This window comes from Streptomyces sp. NPDC059564, from assembly GCF_042735575.1.
Lineage (GTDB): Bacteria > Actinomycetota > Actinomycetes > Streptomycetales > Streptomycetaceae > Streptomyces.
The window spans coordinates 17,863-33,091 of the sequence record NZ_JBHWBP010000014.1; the positions used below are offsets into that span (position 1 = coordinate 17,863).

Sequence of the window (15,229 nt, forward strand, 5' to 3'; positions counted from 1 at the left end):
GGCCGGCTAGCCGGCGGCGTAGCGGGCGCGGAGGGCGGCGGTGGCGGCTCCGGCGGCCTCCGCCTCCGTCAGGCCGAGGCGGTGCGCGCGTTCCGCGTACGCCTGCGCGGCCTGCGCCGCCTCCCGGGAGGAGCCCTCGGCGGCGGCGACGAACGTGCCGTTGCGGCCCCGCGTCTCGATCACCCCGTCGGCCTCCAGCGCCCGGTACGCCTTCGCCACCGTGTTCGCGGCCAGGCCCAGTTCCTCCGCCAGTCCCCGCACCGTCGGCAGCTTGTAGCCCGCGGGGACCTTCCCCGTCCGGGCCTGGTCCGCGATCTGCGCGCGCAGCTGTTCGTACGGGGCGGCCGAACCGGCCGAGCCGTCGATCCTGATCCTGAGGTTGGTCGAGGTCACGCGGCCGATTGTCCCCCATCCCCCGGTTAATTCGCGGGCGCGGGCCACCGCACCGCCCGTAACGTCCGCCGCATGACTGTTGTGATCCGCGATCTGCGCCCCGGCGACCTCGCCGACGCCGAGGCCGTCGTACGGGTGCGCCGCGCCGCCCAGCCCTTCATGGTGACCACCGCCGCCGGTGTGGCGCACGAACTGGCGGGCGCGCCCGCCGCGAAGTGCTACCGCCTGCTCCTCGCCGAGACCCCCGACGGCCGCGTCGTCGGCACCACGCAGGTCGGCCTCGCGTACGACAGCCCCGAGCCCGGCCAGTCGTTCCTGAACGTCTACGTCGACCCCGCGCACCGGGGCCTCGGCGCGGGGAGCGCGCTGCTGCGCGCGGCCGAGGAGCACCTCGCGGCGCGGGGCGCCGTGGACGCGTACGCCTGGGTCATCGACGAGCCCGCCCACCGGGCCTTCGCCGAACGGCGCGGCTACCGCACCGGGCGCTCCGCGCACTTCCTGCGCCTGGACCTGGCGGCCGCCGCCCTGCCGCCGCTCCCCCGCACCCTGCCCGCCGGGGTGGAGCTGCTGCCCGGCTCCGCCTTCGCCGCCGATCCGCGCCCGCTGTTCGAGGCCGACGCCGAGGTGGCGTCCGACGAGCCGGGCGACGTACCGACGGCGCTGAACGACTACCAGGACTGGCTGGACGGCATCTGGCACGACCCGTCCCTCGACCACGAACTGACCACGGTCGCCCTGGTCGACGGGGCGGTGGCCGCCTTCTCGGCCGCCCGGACCGACGGCCGCACCCGCTACTCCTCGGCGATGACCGGCACCCTGCGCGCCCACCGGGGCCGCGGGCTGGCCAAGCTCGCCAAGAACGACTCCCTCCACCGGGCCCGCGCGGCCGGGTACACGGAGGCGTTCACCGGCAACGACACCGGCAACGGGCCGATGCTCGCGGTCAACGACTGGTTCGGATACGAGATCTGCGCGACCGAGACGCGCTACGCGAAGAAGCTGGGAGCCACACCGTGACCACCGCATGGACCGTCACCCTGACCAAGGCCGGCCGCACCAAGATCAGTTACCCGGCGGTGGAGGTGTCCGACGACGGGGACCGCATCTCCGTGCGCGCGCCCTGGGCGGCGAAGGACGTGCGGGACTTCGGGTTCGTGCGCTTCGAGCCGGGCGACGTGTTCGTCGAGCACTTCTGGCGCACGCGCTGGTTCGCGGTCAAGGAGGTGTGGAGCGGCGGAGGCGTCCTGAAGGGCTGGTACTGCGACGTGACCCGCCCGGCGGTGGTCCGCGGGGGCGAGATCGTCGTCGACGACCTGGACCTGGACCTGTGGGTACCGGCGGACGGCGGCCCCGCCCTGCGGCTGGACGAGGACGAGTTCGCGGCGAGCGGCCTCACCACCACCGACCCGGAAGCCGCCGCCCAGGCCGTCCGCGCCCTCGACACCCTCGACGAACAGGCCCGCTCGGCCACGGGCCTGTCCGCGCTGCTCGTCTGACGGGGCATTTCGGGGCCCTTTCTGTGGGCCCGCTTAGCCCTTCCTTAAAGGGACCCTAAGGATCGTCGGCGGGGCCCGGATCCCGGGGTCGGGGCGGGTTCGGCGGGCTAGTTTGGCGGGGCCGGGGAGGGCCGGTCGCGGCGTCGGGAACCCGATTCGGGGGGCGGCGCCGCACCGCCCGGCCCGTTCCGCCGGCACACCCCCGCCTTGCGCCCGAAGGAGATCCACCCATGCCCGCATCCCGTCGCCGCACCGCCGTCCGTATCGCCTCCGCCGGTCTCGCCCCGCTCGCGGTGGCCGCGTACGCCGCCGGGCCCGCGGTGGCCCACGGTTCGATGACGGACCCGGTCAGCCGGGTGGCCGCCTGCTACGCGGAGGGGCCCGAGTCCCCGAAGTCGGCGGCGTGCAAGGCCGCCGTGGCGGCGAGCGGGGCACAGGCGTTCTACGACTGGAACGCGGTGAACATCGCCAACGCCGCCGGCCAGAGCAAGAAGCTGATCCCGGACGGGCAGCTGTGCTCGGCGGGCAACAGCAAGTACAAGGGCCTGGACCTGGCCCGCGCGGACTGGCCGGCCAGCCCGATGACGGCCGGGCCGCACACCTTCCGCTACAAGGGCACCGCCCCGCACAAGGGCTCCTTCGAGCTGTACGTGACGAAGGACGGCTACGACCCGACGAAGCCGCTGAAGTGGTCCGACCTGGAGCCCGCGCCCTTCGCGAAGGCCACGGACCCGGGCATGCAGAACGGCGACTACGTCTTCGGCGGGACGGTCCCGAAGAAGACGGGCCGTCACCTGATCTACAGCGTCTGGCAGCGCTCGGACAGCCCCGAGGCCTTCTACACCTGCTCGGACGTCGTCTTCGGCAAGGACGGCGGAGCGGGCGCCGGTACGGGGACCACCCCGGGCGGCAAGCCGAGTACGCAGCCCTCCGCCCGGCCCGGCGCCAAGCCCTCCGCAGCGCCCGCCGCCGGCGAGGACGTCCCGCCGGCCAAGGCGCCGACGGACGAGCAGATCTCCGACGGCGCGGGCAAGTCCACGGTGGAGCACGGCGGCCACGGCGACAACGACCCGAAGACGAACGGCGCGACGGGCACCTCCCCGATCCCCTCGGCCCCCTCCTCCCCGTCCCCGTCCGCCCTCCAGGGGGACAACCTCGCGCAGACGGGCGGCAACGGCGCCACCCCGGCGATCGCTGTCGCCGGGGCGGGGGTCCTGGCCGTGGGTGCGGCCGTGCTGTTCGGCCTGGCCCGCCGCCGGTCGGCGACCGGGCGTCCCGGCCGCTGACGGTGGTGAGGCGGACCGCCTGCGCGTCAGTCGAAGACCGACACGCAGGTGGTCCGTTCGGCGTGCGCCGGGTCGAGGGCGTTGAGCGCCTCGTGCCAGGCGATCCGGTCGGTGAGGCCGATGGTCACGTGCTCGGAGAGGTCCACCGCGCACAGGTCCTGGAGCAGGACGTTGTGTACGTTCGGCCCGTCGAGGAACTGGCTGCGGTAGGGGGTGACCACCTCGTCGTAGCGGGTGGCGATCACCGTGTACTTGACGCCGGGGACGGTGTCGCCGCCCTCGTTCAGCTTGTTCTGGAAGGGGGATCCGACGATCTGGTCGGCGAGCCCGGGGGTGGCGGTGCTGATCAGGTCCCGGGCTCCGGGGAAGTACGGGAGCAGCTGGGTGAGTCCGGACAGGGTGGTGCCGTGGTTGTCGGGGGCGAGCCCGACGAGCGCGTTGACCTTGGTGGCGCCGCCCAGGAACTTCAGGTAGTAGCGCGGCATCATGCCGCCCTGGGAGTGGCCGACGAGATCGGCCTTGGCGGCGCCGGTGGAGGCCAGCACCTTGTCGACGAACACCCCGAGCTGGCCTGCGGACTTGTCGATGGGACCGAGGCCGTTGAAGAGGGGTACGCCGGGCAGCTGTCCGTAGTCGAGGGAGTAGACGCAGTACCCGCGGTGGACGAGATACGGCGCGAACCCGAGCCAGTTGTCGACGGAGTTGCCGAACGTGCCGTGGACGAGGACGACGGGGCGCGGGTGCGCGGCGGACGGTTTGCAGGACCAGTCGTTCCAGCCGCTGCTGGGGCCGGACGCGGCCTGCGCGGCGCCGGTGGGGGCGACGAGGGCGGCGGCGGCGAGGGTGAGGACGGCCAGCGGACGGAGCAGGCGTCTCCAGGGCAGCATCGTGTGATCTCCTTGCGGGTCAAGGGGAATGCGTGGGGGTTCGTCCCGTGATCCGGATCACAAGGGGAGCTGCTGACCGCTAAATTACGGGCGGGTAGCAAGACTGGGAAGTTACGCGGCGGTAAAAACTCTCGTGTCGAGTCCCGCTCCAGCCCCGCTCCGGAACAATGAACGCCCCTGAACCCCGACGTGAGGTGATCACGGTCATGCAGACGGCCCCCGGTGCCGGTACCGCCCTGGCCGCCCCGACGGCCCTGGCGGCCGATCCACTGGTCGCGGCCGTCACGGAGACCGCGGTACGGGTCCTGCGGCCGGAGGCGGAGCGCACCGCCGAGGCCGGGGTGCCGCGTACGCACCTGGACGCGCTCGCCGCGTGCGGCGCGTACGGGCTGACCGGATACGAACCGGACCCGGCGGGCGGGCTCACGGCCCGTCAGGTGGGCCGGGAGGTGCACGAGGTGCTGGCGGCCGTGGACCCGTCGACCTGGTTCGTGTGGACGCAGCACGTCCCGGCCGTCAAGGGGCTGCTGGCGGCGGACGGCCCCCTGCCCGCGGAGTGGCTGCCCGCGCTGCGGAGCGGTGAGCGGCGCGCCACGGCGGGTTTCGCCTTCCTGCGCCGTCCGCGACCGCCGGTCACCGCCGAGCGAGTGCCCGGCGGGTGGCGGCTGGAGGGGCGGGTGCCGTGGGTGACGGGCTGGGGCCTGGCCGACGCCGTGTACGTGGGCGCGGTCACCCCGGCCGACGAGGCGCTGTTCGCCCTGCTCGACTGCGCCCCGGGCGGCGGGCTCGACGCCGTCGGCGGGGCCCCGCTGTGGGCGATGGGCGGTACGCACACGGCCACGGTCGAGCTGCGCGGGGTCCGCGTACCCGATGCCCGGGTGGTCGGGCGGACGCCGCGGGCCGACTGGATCCGGGCGTACGACCTGGAGAACGCCGACGCCCAGCCGGCCGTCTTCGGGCAGCTCCGGGCCACCGCCGACTTCCTGCTCCAGTCACCCCCGTACGAGGAACTCGGCCTGCGGCTCGCACGGAAGACCGCCCGGCTGCGCGCCGAGGCCTATGCCCTTCGGGACGGGCCGGCGTCGGGGGAGGCGACCGGGGAGCGGCTCGCCCTGCGGGCGGCTTCGCTGGACCTGGCCGTACGGGGGGCCGCGGCGTGCGTGGCCGTGGCCGGGGGGCGGGCGATCCAGTTCGGGCACACCGCGGGGCGGCTCTCGCGGGAGGCGCAGTTCCATTTGATCCAGGCCCAGACGACTCCGCTCCGCACGGAGACGGCGCACCGGCTGCTGGCCGACCTGGACGACTGAGCCTGGCTTTCTGGGGCTCCGCCCCAGACCCCGCGCCTCAAACTCCCCCGGCTACCGCTGGGAGGTGCCCCCGGGCGAGGCTGGATTGGGGGGCCCGTGCCCTGAAAGTTGCCGCAGGGCGGACCGTGCCCGGGCCGAAGCGGGCGTTGGCCCGGTCGATGGCGGCTTCGGCCGTGAGGCGGGATTCGCGGGCGGGGTCCAGGGAGAGCTGGCGGGCCGCGTGCTGCGCGCCGGTGAGGTCCTCGGCGCGCAGCACCATGCCGGTGAGCCGGGCCCGTTGCAGGCCGGCCGCGTCCATCAGCCGGTACGCGAGGGTGCGCAGGTCCTCGTCGTGGGCGGAGGGTTCGGGCAGCCGCCGGGACTTCTCCCAGCGGGTACCGCCCGCGAACTGCAGGGTCAGGGACAGGGAGCGGGCGGCCTGGCGGCGGCCGCGCAGGCCCGCGCCGAGCCGGACGACGAGCGCGAGGAGGGCGGCGCGGGCGTGCGGGCCGTCGAGTTCCTGGCGGGTGAAGCTGGTCCGGACGGAGGCCGACGGGGGCAGGTCGCGCGGGGTGACCGGGCGCGGGTCGATGCCGCGGGCGCGTTCGGCGACGAGCCGTCCGGCCCGTTTGCCGAGGATCCGTTCGAGGACGCCGGGCGGGACCCGGGTGAGGGCCCCGACGGTGTGCAGCCCGTAGCCGCGCAGGGCGTCGGCCTGGCGGGACCCGAGCCCGTACAGCGCTTCCACGGGCAGCGGGGAGAGGAAGCCGGCCACCGCCGCCGCGTCGTCGGGGACGGCCAGGGTGCCGCCGGGTTCCGGGATCCGCGCGGAGGCCATGGCCGCGACGGCCCAGGTGCCCGCGACGCCGATGCGGACGTCGGCGGCGAGCCGGGCCACGGTGCGCAGCCGGACCACTTCGGCGATGCGCGCGGGGTCGGCGCCGAAGTACCGCTGGGCGCCCCGGACCTGGACGAGGGCCGCCCGCGGCGGCAGGGCCTGGACGAGCGGGGAGAACTCGCGCAGCAGGTCGAGGACGTCGCGGTAGCCCTCGGGGGTCAGGCCGGGGGCGCAGCGGACGTGCAGGACTCCCGTTCCGGAGCGGCTCATCCGGCGCTCCCGGGGCTGGAGTGCCACAGCTTGCGGCCGGTGGCGGCGCGGTCCCCGGGCGGCTGGAGGTCGGCCCACGGGTTCATCTCGTAGCCGGTCGGGAGGTGGATGCGGCGGCCGTTGTCGGCGCTTCCCGCGGCGGGCGGGGGCTGCGCGAGGCGGGCGGTGACGGCTTCGAGGCCGCTGCGGTCGCGCAGTTCGGCGAGCTCGGCGAGGTTCCAGGCGGCCGCTCCGACGACGCTCAGGCTCTGCGGGCCGCGCCGCTGTACGACGCCTCGTACCAGGAGCAGGAAGGAGTGGAAGACGGTGTGGGCGCAGGCTTCCTGGCTGTCGTCGAAGAAGGCGAGGTCGACGAGGCCGGTGCCGTCGTCGAGGGTGGTGAAGACGACCCGCTTCCCGGAGCGGATCGGCGGGGTCTGGGTGGCGGCCTTGGCACCGGCGACGAGGACGGTCCGGCCGTGTGCGGTGTCGCGCAGGCGGCGGGCCGGGACGACGCCGAGTTCGGCGAGGAAGGCGTGGTGGTCCCCCATGAGGTGGCGGGAGGCGTCCATGCCGAGGACGCCGAGTTCGGCGCTGAGGCGTTCGGCTTCGGTGAGGTCGGGCAGGCCGACGGGGGCGGTGGAGCGGCCGCCGCCCAGCGGCAGCTGGGTTCCGCCCCCGGTTCCGCCCCGGGCTCCGGCGGCGCGCTGGGCGCCGTGGAGTTCGCTCACGTGGAGGAGCAGGTCGCGGCGGTTGGCGCCGAAGGCGTCCAACGCGCCGACCTGGGCGAGGCGTTCGGCGACCGGGCGGCCCGGGTGGGCGCGGTTCCAGAAGTCGCGGAGCGAGGCGTAGGGCTGCCCGGCCTCGATGCGCAGGGCTTCGGCCTCGCTGATGCCGTGGACGTCGGCGAGGGCGAGCCGCAGGCCCCACTGCTCCGGATCCTCGGACACCAGTTCGATGTGATGGGCGACCGCCGAGCGGTTCACGTCCAGCGGCAGCACCGGCACGCCCCGGCGCCGGGCGTCGGCCAGCAGCAGCCGCTTGGGGTACATCCCGGGGTCGTGGGTGAGCAGTCCGGCGTAGAAGGCGGCCGGGTGGTGGGTCTTGAGCCAGGCCGACTGGTACGTGGGCACGGCGAAGGCCACGGCGTGCGCCTTGCAGAAGCCGTAGCTGCCGAAGGCCTCGACGATCTCCCAGGTGCGGGCGATCACCTCCGGCGGGTAGCCGCGCGAGGCCGCCGCCGCCGCGAACCAGACCTTGATCCGGCCCTGGGAGTCCGGGTCGGACAGGCCGCGCCGGACCCGGTCGGCCTCGGCCCGTCCGCAGCCGGTCATGACGTGCACGATCTCGATGATCTGCTCGTGGAAGACGACGACCCCGTAGGTCTCGCGCAGCGCGTCGGCGAGGTCGGGGTGCGGGAAGCGGACGGGGGCCCGCCCGTGCCGGGCCTCGATGAAGGGGCGCACCATGTCGGCGGCCACCGGGCCCGGCCGGAAGAGGGAGATGTCGACGACGAGGTCGTGGAAGGCGGTCGGCTGGAGCCGTCCCACGAGGTCGCGCTGGCCCGGGGACTCGATCTGGAAGCAGCCCAGCGTCTCGGCGGAGCGGATCAGTTCGTACGTCGGCTCGTCGCCCGGCGGCACCTGCGCCGGGTCGTCCAGGTCGAGTTCCCGCCCCGTCGTGCGCCGCACTTCCGCGACCGCGTGGGCCATCGCGGACTGCATCCGCACGCCCAGGACGTCGAGTTTGAGCAGTCCGAGGTCCTCCACGTCCTCCTTGTCGAACTGGGACATGGGGAAGCCCTCGCCGCTGGTGGGGACCACCGGGGTGCGGGCGAGGAGGGTGGCGTCGGAGAGCAGGACCCCGCACGGGTGCATGGCGGTGCCGCGCGGCAGCGCGTCCAGGGCCTCGACGAGGTCCCACATCCGCTCGTACGCCGCGCCCCGCACGTCGTCCCGTACGCCGCGCAGTTCCGGGAGTTCCTCCAGCGCTGCGCGGGCGTCGCGGGCGCGGATGTGCGGGAAGGCCTTGGCGAGGCGGTCGACGGTGGCGGGCTCCATGGACAGGGCGGCGCCGACGTCGCGGATGGCGTGGCGGACCCGGTAGGTCTCGGGCATGGCGACGGTGGCGACGCGTTCGGTGCCGAAGCGGGCGATGATCCGGCGGTAGACCTCCAGTCTGCGGGCGGATTCCACGTCGATGTCGATGTCGGGCAGGACGCGGCGGCGCTTGGACAGGAAGCGTTCCATCAGCAGGCCGTTGGCGACGGGGTCGGCGTGCGCGATGCCGAGGAGGTGGTTGACGAGGGAGCCGGCGCCGGAGCCGCGGGCGGCCACCCTGATGCCCATCTCGCGTACGTCGTCCACGACTTGGGCGACCGTCAGGAAGTAGGAGGCGTAGCCGTGGTGGGCGATGACGTCGAGCTCCTCGTGCATCCGCTCCCAGTACGCGGGGTCGTCGGCGTGGCCGCGCAGCACCATGCCCGCCGCGGCGCGGGAGGCGAGGACCCGCTGGGCGGTGCGGTGGGCGGCGCCGACGAGGCGGGCCTCGGGGAAGTGCACGGAGCCGATGCCGAGGTCGTCCTCGGGGTCGACGGAGCAGGCCTCGGCGGTGTCCCGGGTCCGCGCGAGCAGCCGGCGGGCGTCGGCGGGGCGCAGGCCGGCGGCCCGGGCGATCCGGTCGGCGGCCTCGGCCATGCGGCCCGGGTCCTTGAGCCAGCGCTCGCCGCCGTCGAGGGGGCCCCGGGGGTCGACGGGGACCAGGCGGCGGGCGGCGTCGAGGACGTCGGCGACCGGGCCCTGGCCGGGGTCGGCGTAGCGGGCGGCGTTGGTGAGCACGGCCGTCACGCCCTGTTCGGCGGCGAAGCCGACGGTGCGGGCGGCCAGCCGCAGGGAGCCGGGGCCGGTGCCGGTGCGGCCGTGGTCGACGGCCTCCAGGCGCAGGGCGTCGCCGTAGACCTCCCGCCAGGGCGCGAGCAGCCGGGCCGCCCGGTCGGGCCGCCCCGCGGCGAGCGCCCGCCCCACCTCGGACCCGGGCCCGAGCAGCACGAACACGCCCTCCCCACGCAGCGCCTCCCAGGCCACCACCGGCGCCCCGTCGGCCCGCGCGAAGGCGCCCACCCCGGATCCGCCCCCGACGCCCGGCCCGGCCGGGGCATGGGCGGCGGTGACCATCCGGCAGAGTTCCGCCCAGCCGGTGGCGCCGTCGCGGGCCAGGAAGACGGCTCGCGGGGCGGACTCGTCGACGAAGGCACCGCCCTTGACCGGGACCCGCCGCCGGTACGAGGCCTCACCGGCGCCGCCCGCGGGAGCTCCGGCCCGGCCCCCGGCGAGCGACCCCGCAGGGGACCCGGCGGGGGACACCGCCAGGTCCACCCCGAAGAGGGGCCGGATCCCGGCCTTCGCCGCCGCCTTGGCGAACCGCACCGTGCCCGCGAGGGTGTCGCGGTCGGTCAGGGCGAGGGCGTCCATGCCCCGCTCGACGGCGCGTTCCGCCAGCCGCTCCGGGTGCGAAGCTCCGTACCGCACGGAGAACCCCGAAACGGTGTGCAGATGCGTAAAACCAGGCACCCGCGGCCTCCTGCTTCGCTCGAATCAACACCTCCCCCGCCTCCACCATAGAGCAATTCGAATATCCGTGCGAAACAATTGTTCGATCATCCATTTAGTCCTCCCCTGCTGCGCCCGGCCCCCGCCGCGCCGAGCGTGAGGGCATGATCCAGCGCACCGACAGCACCCCCGCAGGTCCGTCCGGCGGGTTCCTCGCCGAGGTCAAGGACGCCGTGACCGCCCGGGCGGCCCTGCTGGTCCTGGGCGTCCTGGCCCTCCAGCTGGCCTTCATCACCTCCTACATCGGGGCCTTCCACCACCCGGAGCCGCACGAGATCCCCCTCGCGGTGGCCTCCCCCGTGGAGCAGGTCGCCCGGCAGTCGGCGCAGCGGCTCGACGGCCTCCCCGGCAGACCCCTCGATCCGCGCGCGGTCGAGAACGAGGTCGCGGCCGTCACCCTGGTCCAGAACCGGGAGGTCGACGGCGCGCTGGTCATCGACCCGGAGGGCACGACCGACCGCCTGCTCGTCGCCGGCGGCGCCGGAGCCTCCCTCTCCCAGGCCCTGGAAGAGGTCGTCGGCGCGGTGGAGAAGGCCCAGGGGCGCACCGTCCGCGTCGTCGACGTGGCCCCCGCCGCCCAGGGCGACGCCCGCGGGCTCAGCTCCTTCTACCTGGTCGTCGGCTGGTGCGTCGGCGGCTACCTGTGCGCCGCGATCCTCGCGATCAGCGCCGGGGCGCGGCCCGCCAACATCCACCGCGCCGTCATCCGGCTCGGCGCGCTGCTGCTGTACTCCCTCGCCGCCGGACTGCTCGGCGCGGTCATCGCCGGCCCGGTGCTGGACGCGCTGCCCGGCTCCCTCGTGGCCCTGTGGGGCCTGGGCACCCTGGTCGTCTTCGCGGTCGGCGCGATCACCCTGGCCTTCCAGGGGCTGGCGGGCGTGGTCGGCATCGGCCTGGCCATCCTGCTGGTCGTGGTGTTCGGCAACCCGAGCGCGGGCGGCGCCTACCCGTACCCGCTGCTGCCGCCGTTCTGGAGCGCGATCGGCCCGGCCCTGCCGCCGGGCGCCGGTACGTACACCGCCCGCTCCATCGCGTACTTCCACGGCAACGGCGCCCTCGGGCCGATGCTCGTGCTCGCCGCCTGGGCGGTGGCCGGCGCCGCTGTCACCCTGGGCTGCGCGGTCGTGCGCCGGGGCAGGCCGGGGGCCGCCGTGGGCAGCGGACTGCCCGACGACGACCCGTCCGTACCCCGCTTCGCGGGCGACGCGGAGGAGCACCCGGAGGCGTGAGCGGGGTTCAGGCGCGGTGGACGACCTCGCCCGCCACCACCACCGTTTCGGCGACCGTGCCCGGGATCTCGGACGGCGGGACGGCGAGGATGTCCCGGGACAGGATCACGAAGTCCGCGGCCTTGCCGACGGTGAGGGAACCGCGCTCCGCCTCCAGGAAGTTGGCGCGGGCGGAGCCCATCGTGTAGCCGTACACCGCCGTCTCCACGTCCACCGTCTCCTGCGGCTGCCACGGTTCGCCCCCGCCGAGCGGGCGGCGCGTCACGGCCGTGTAGATGCCGACCATGGGGTCCATCTCGGCGACGTTCCAGTCGCTGGAGAAGGCCAGCGGCGCGCCCGCCTCATGCAGGCTCCGCATGGGCCAGGCCTTGTGCCAGCGGTCCTCGCCGACGTTCTCGGCCCAGTCCTGGCCGGGGCCCGCGATCTCGGGCGCGCAGTGCCGCGGCTGCATGCAGGCGACCACCCCGAGCTCCGCGAAGCGCGGTACGTCCGCCGGGTCCAGGCACTCCACGTGCACCACCTGGTGGCGGGCGTCGCGCGGGCCGTTGACCGTACGGGCGTGCTCCACCGCGTCCAGGACGGTGCGGATGCCCCGGTCGCCGGTGGCGTGCACGAAGCACTGGAAGCCGCGTGCGTCCAGCTTCGCCAGCAGGTCCGCGAACTCCGCGGCCGGGTAGAAGGTCTCGCCCCGGTGGTGGCCGCAGCCGGCGTAGGGCTCCAGCAGCGCGGCCGTACGGGGCTCCACCACGTCGTCGATGTACAGCTTGAGCGGGCCCACCCGCAGCCGGTCCCCGGCGAACCGCCGTGCCGCTTCGGCGAATTCGTCCAGGTCGGCGTCGTCCGTACCGCGCGGGTGGAACAGCGCCGCCACGATCCGCGAGCGCAACCGGCCCTCGGCCCGGGCCCGTTCGAAGAGTTCCAGGTCGTCGAGGGAGTTCTGCGGCTCCACGACCGTGGTGATGCCGAAGCCGATCGCGTCGTCGAGGCTCTTGGCGAGCCGCCCGTACTGCCGGTCCGGCGAGGCCCACGGCACGCCCAGCCCGCGCAGCGCCCGGTGGCCGTCCCGGGAGAGGCCCTTGACGGCGAAGTCCTTGACGAAGCCGGTGGGCTCTGCGGTCTCCGGGTCGACTTCGGCGGTGCCGAAGGGGAGGTCCGTGTTGTCCCGCGAGATCCCGAGCCGGCGCAGGGCGGCCGTGTTCAGCCAGGCCGTGTGGACGTCGTACGAGAGGACGAAGGCGGGGACGTCGCCGGTGACCGGGTCCAGGTCGGCGGCGGTGGGCATCCGCCCGCCCGGGATGGCGGAGTAGTCGAAGGCCTCGGCCTCGATCCATTCGGCGTCGGGGTGCTGCGCCTGCCAGGCCCGTATCCGCTCCTGGATGCCCTCCAGGGTGCGCACCCCGGCCAGCTGGACGCAGTCCGCGTCGGAGCCGAGCCGTACGTGGTTGTGGGCGTCGACGAACCCGGGCAGGACGAGACGGCCGCCCGCGTCGATCCGCTCGGTGCCCGGCCCGGCCCAGGCCTCGGCCCCGGCGTCCGGGCCGACCCAGACGATCACCCCGTCGCGGACGGCGAGGGCTTCGGCCCCGGGCAGCGCGGGGTCCACGGTGTGGATGCGGGCACCGGTGAGCAGCAGGTCGGCGGGGAGGGGGCGGGGCATGGCGGGCTCCAGGGTGGTGCGGGCGTACGGGCGGAGGGGCAGACGGCGGGGCGTACGGGTGGAGGGCGGCCGGCGGGGGCGTACGGCCGGCCGGTCAGGCGGCGGGGGCGTACGCGGGGAGGCGGCGGCGGGCGAGGGCCCAGTAGGCGAGCCCGGAGACCACCGAGCCGAGCAGGGTCAGGTCGGCTCCGCCGAGCGGGGCCACGAGCGGTCCGGTCCACAGCTCGGAGTCGCAGGTCAGGGCGGCGAAGACCAGGCCGGCGAGGAGGGCTGTCATCCCGGCGGGGTGGTAGCCGGAGCGGTACCAGTAGGCGCCCTCCTCCCCGGCGTGCAGGGCTTCGGCGTCGTAGCGGCAGCGGCGCAGCAGCATGTCGGCGAGGAAGACGCCGCCCCAGGGGGCGAACACGATGATCAGGAGGGAGAGGAAGGAGAGCAGGGAGGTGGTGAAGTCGGTCAGGAACAGCGCGGCGAGCGAGCCGGCGGCGGTGACGGCGGCGCTGATGCCGAGCGCGCGGGCCCGGCTCCACGGGATGCCGAGGACCTGGAGGTTCAGGCTGGACGAGTAGAGCGTGATGATCGAGTTGGTGACGGAGCCGCCGAGGACGAGGGCCAGGAACAGCGGCTGGAACCAGCCGGGCAGCAGGCTCTCGGCGCCCGCGACGGCGTCGGTCATGTCGGTGCGGGTGGCGGCGGCGACGCCCGCGACGCCGAGGGCGACGGAGGAGAGGAACCCGCCGAGGGCGCCCGCCCAGGTGATCGACTTCAGCGAGGTGTCGCGGGGCAGGTAGCGGGTGTAGTCCGCGGGCATCGGCAGGTACGAGAACGGCCCGGCCAGCGTCACCACGAAGGCCAGGCTCCAGCCGGACAGTCCGGGCGCGGCGGCCGCGGCGGAGGTGTCGGCGCCGGGCAGGACGAAGACGAGCAGCGCGCCGAAGCCGAGGGCGAGCACGTACGCCGCCCAGCGCTCGGCGAACTGCACGGTGGCGTGGCCCCACATGGCGACGGCGAAGGTGAGCGCGAGGGTGATCCCGAGGGCGAGGGCGCGGACCGCCCGGCCGTCGCCCAGGCCCACTTCGGCGAAGAACAGCTCCAGCGCCAGGGTGCCCACGACGGTGTTGACGACGGTGTAGCCGATGCTCACCACCCAGTTCAGGACCCCGGCGGGGAAGTTGCCGCGGACCCCGAAGGCGGCGCGGGAGATGACGAGGGTGGCGGTGCCGGTGCGGATGCCGCCGAGGCCCGCGGCACTGATGGCGAGGAAGGACAGTCCACCGGCCACGATCACGGCGGTGGCCTGCCAGAAGGAGAGCCCGAAGGCGACGGCGAGGGCGCCGTTGATCACGTAGGTGAAGGTGAGGTTGGAGCCGAACCAGAGCCAGAAGAGGTCCTTGGCGCTGCCGTGGCGTTCGGCGTCGGGAATGGGGTCGATCCCGTGGGTCTCGACCCGGAACACCTCGTCGACGTCGGTGATCTCCTGCTGTCCCATGACGGACCCCTGACCTTGAATGGCGTTCTAGGTTCTTGAACGGCATTCAAGATGCGGTGCCGGGCCGGGCCCCGTCAAGACCCTGTCCGGGATAAGGTCGGGCCAGGTGATCCGGAAGGGCGGAACGGTGGCGGGAGCGGCGCGACGGCGCGACGGGCGGATCGCCCAGGAGCGGATGCTCGAAGAGGCCATGGCGGCCATCGCCGAGAACGGGCTCGCGACGCTCACGATGTCGGCGCTGGCGGAGCGGCTCGGCACCAGCGGCGGCCACATCCTGTACTACTTCGGCAGCAAGGACCGCCTCCTGCTGGAGGCCCTGCGCTGGAGCGAGGAGCAGCTGGCCGTCGAGCGCCGGGCCCTGCTCGGCCGCCGGGTGACCGCCTCCCGCAAGCTCGCGCTCTTCCTGGAGCTGTACCTCCCCGAGGGGCCGCGCGACCCGCGCTGGACGCTGTGGATCGAGCTGTGGGCCCGTACGGCCTCCAACGAACCGCTGAAGGCCGCCCAGGAGGAGATCGACGAGGGGTGGCAGCGGGACCTGGAGGCGCTCCTGGCCAAGGGCGTGGAGCAGGGCCGGTTCGCCCCCGTGGACGTGCCCGCCCGGGCCTCGGAACTGCTCGCGCTGCTGGACGGGCTGAGCACCCGGGTCGTCCTCGGCCAGCGCGGCGCGGACCGCGCCCGGGCGCTGGAGCGGGCCCGCTCGGCGGCGGCGCTGCTGGTCCCGGCCCCGCTGCGGGTGCCGTCGGCGTAGCCCGCACATGCAGAGCCCGCCCGGGCCTGGGCGGCCGGGGCGGGCTCTTCCGCGTTCAACGGGGGG

Annotated in this window: 12 protein-coding genes; 6 read left to right on the forward strand and 6 right to left on the reverse strand. The window is 74.8% G+C overall.

The window, feature by feature from the left end:
* Positions 1-6 precede the first annotated feature (6 nt).
* Entirely contained in the window at positions 7-393 is a 387-nt protein-coding gene (locus ACFV0Q_RS05380) for a GntR family transcriptional regulator (RefSeq protein WP_385000729.1), read from the reverse strand.
* Positions 394-465: 72 nt separating this feature from the next.
* Here ACFV0Q_RS05380 and ACFV0Q_RS05385 point away from each other — a divergent pair, with 72 nt between their 5' ends.
* The 3 genes from ACFV0Q_RS05385 to ACFV0Q_RS05395 all read left to right on the forward strand — a co-directional run bounded on the left by ACFV0Q_RS05385 (position 466) and on the right by ACFV0Q_RS05395 (position 3,175).
* On the forward strand, positions 466-1,410 hold the full coding sequence (locus tag ACFV0Q_RS05385) for a GNAT family N-acetyltransferase (protein WP_385000732.1): 945 nt from the start codon (positions 466-468) through the stop codon (positions 1,408-1,410).
* A complete protein-coding gene (locus tag ACFV0Q_RS05390; protein WP_385000735.1) occupies positions 1,407-1,889 on the forward strand; it encodes a DUF402 domain-containing protein in 483 nt (160 codons plus the stop codon). The genes ACFV0Q_RS05385 and ACFV0Q_RS05390 overlap by 4 nt, the downstream gene beginning before the upstream one ends.
* Positions 1,890-2,119: 230 nt before the next feature.
* A complete protein-coding gene (locus ACFV0Q_RS05395; RefSeq protein WP_385000738.1) occupies positions 2,120-3,175 on the forward strand; it encodes a lytic polysaccharide monooxygenase in 1,056 nt (351 codons plus the stop codon).
* 26 nt (positions 3,176-3,201) lie between these two features.
* Here ACFV0Q_RS05395 and ACFV0Q_RS05400 read toward each other — a convergent pair whose 3' ends face one another.
* Positions 3,202-4,062 (reverse strand): esterase/lipase family protein, encoded by an 861-nt coding sequence (locus tag ACFV0Q_RS05400; protein WP_385000741.1) that lies wholly within the window; start codon positions 4,060-4,062, stop codon positions 3,202-3,204.
* A gap of 206 nt (positions 4,063-4,268) precedes the next feature.
* Between ACFV0Q_RS05400 and ACFV0Q_RS05405 the strand changes: the two genes are divergently transcribed.
* Positions 4,269-5,369: an acyl-CoA dehydrogenase gene (locus ACFV0Q_RS05405; protein WP_385000744.1), complete on the forward strand. Its 1,101-nt coding sequence runs from the start codon at positions 4,269-4,271 to the stop codon at positions 5,367-5,369.
* 37 nt (positions 5,370-5,406) lie between these two features.
* Here the strand turns inward: ACFV0Q_RS05405 and ACFV0Q_RS05410 are convergent, their stop codons facing one another.
* Together ACFV0Q_RS05410 and ACFV0Q_RS05415 are read right to left on the reverse strand one after the other, a co-directional pair.
* Positions 5,407-6,456, reverse strand: coding sequence for a hypothetical protein (locus tag ACFV0Q_RS05410; protein ID WP_385000747.1), 1,050 nt, complete (start codon positions 6,454-6,456; stop codon positions 5,407-5,409).
* Positions 6,453-10,004, reverse strand: a complete 3,552-nt coding sequence (locus ACFV0Q_RS05415) for a DNA polymerase III subunit alpha (protein ID WP_385000749.1) — start codon at positions 10,002-10,004, stop codon at positions 6,453-6,455. Before ACFV0Q_RS05415 ends, ACFV0Q_RS05410 begins: the two co-directional genes overlap by 4 nt.
* Positions 10,005-10,147: 143 nt before the next feature.
* Between ACFV0Q_RS05415 and ACFV0Q_RS05420 the strand changes: the two genes are divergently transcribed.
* Entirely contained in the window at positions 10,148-11,272 is a 1,125-nt protein-coding gene (locus ACFV0Q_RS05420) for a DUF3533 domain-containing protein (RefSeq protein WP_385000752.1), read from the forward strand.
* Between the two features lie 7 nt (positions 11,273-11,279).
* Here the strand turns inward: ACFV0Q_RS05420 and ACFV0Q_RS05425 are convergent, their stop codons facing one another.
* Positions 11,280-12,929, reverse strand: a complete 1,650-nt coding sequence (locus tag ACFV0Q_RS05425; protein ID WP_385000755.1) for an amidohydrolase — start codon at positions 12,927-12,929, stop codon at positions 11,280-11,282.
* 94 nt (positions 12,930-13,023) lie between these two features.
* On the reverse strand, positions 13,024-14,415 hold the full coding sequence (locus ACFV0Q_RS05430; protein ID WP_385000758.1) for a purine-cytosine permease family protein: 1,392 nt from the start codon (positions 14,413-14,415) through the stop codon (positions 13,024-13,026).
* Positions 14,416-14,542: 127 nt separating this feature from the next.
* Here ACFV0Q_RS05430 and ACFV0Q_RS05435 point away from each other — a divergent pair, with 127 nt between their 5' ends.
* Positions 14,543-15,163 (forward strand): TetR/AcrR family transcriptional regulator, encoded by a 621-nt coding sequence (locus ACFV0Q_RS05435; RefSeq protein WP_385000808.1) that lies wholly within the window; start codon positions 14,543-14,545, stop codon positions 15,161-15,163.
* Positions 15,164-15,229 lie beyond the last annotated feature (66 nt).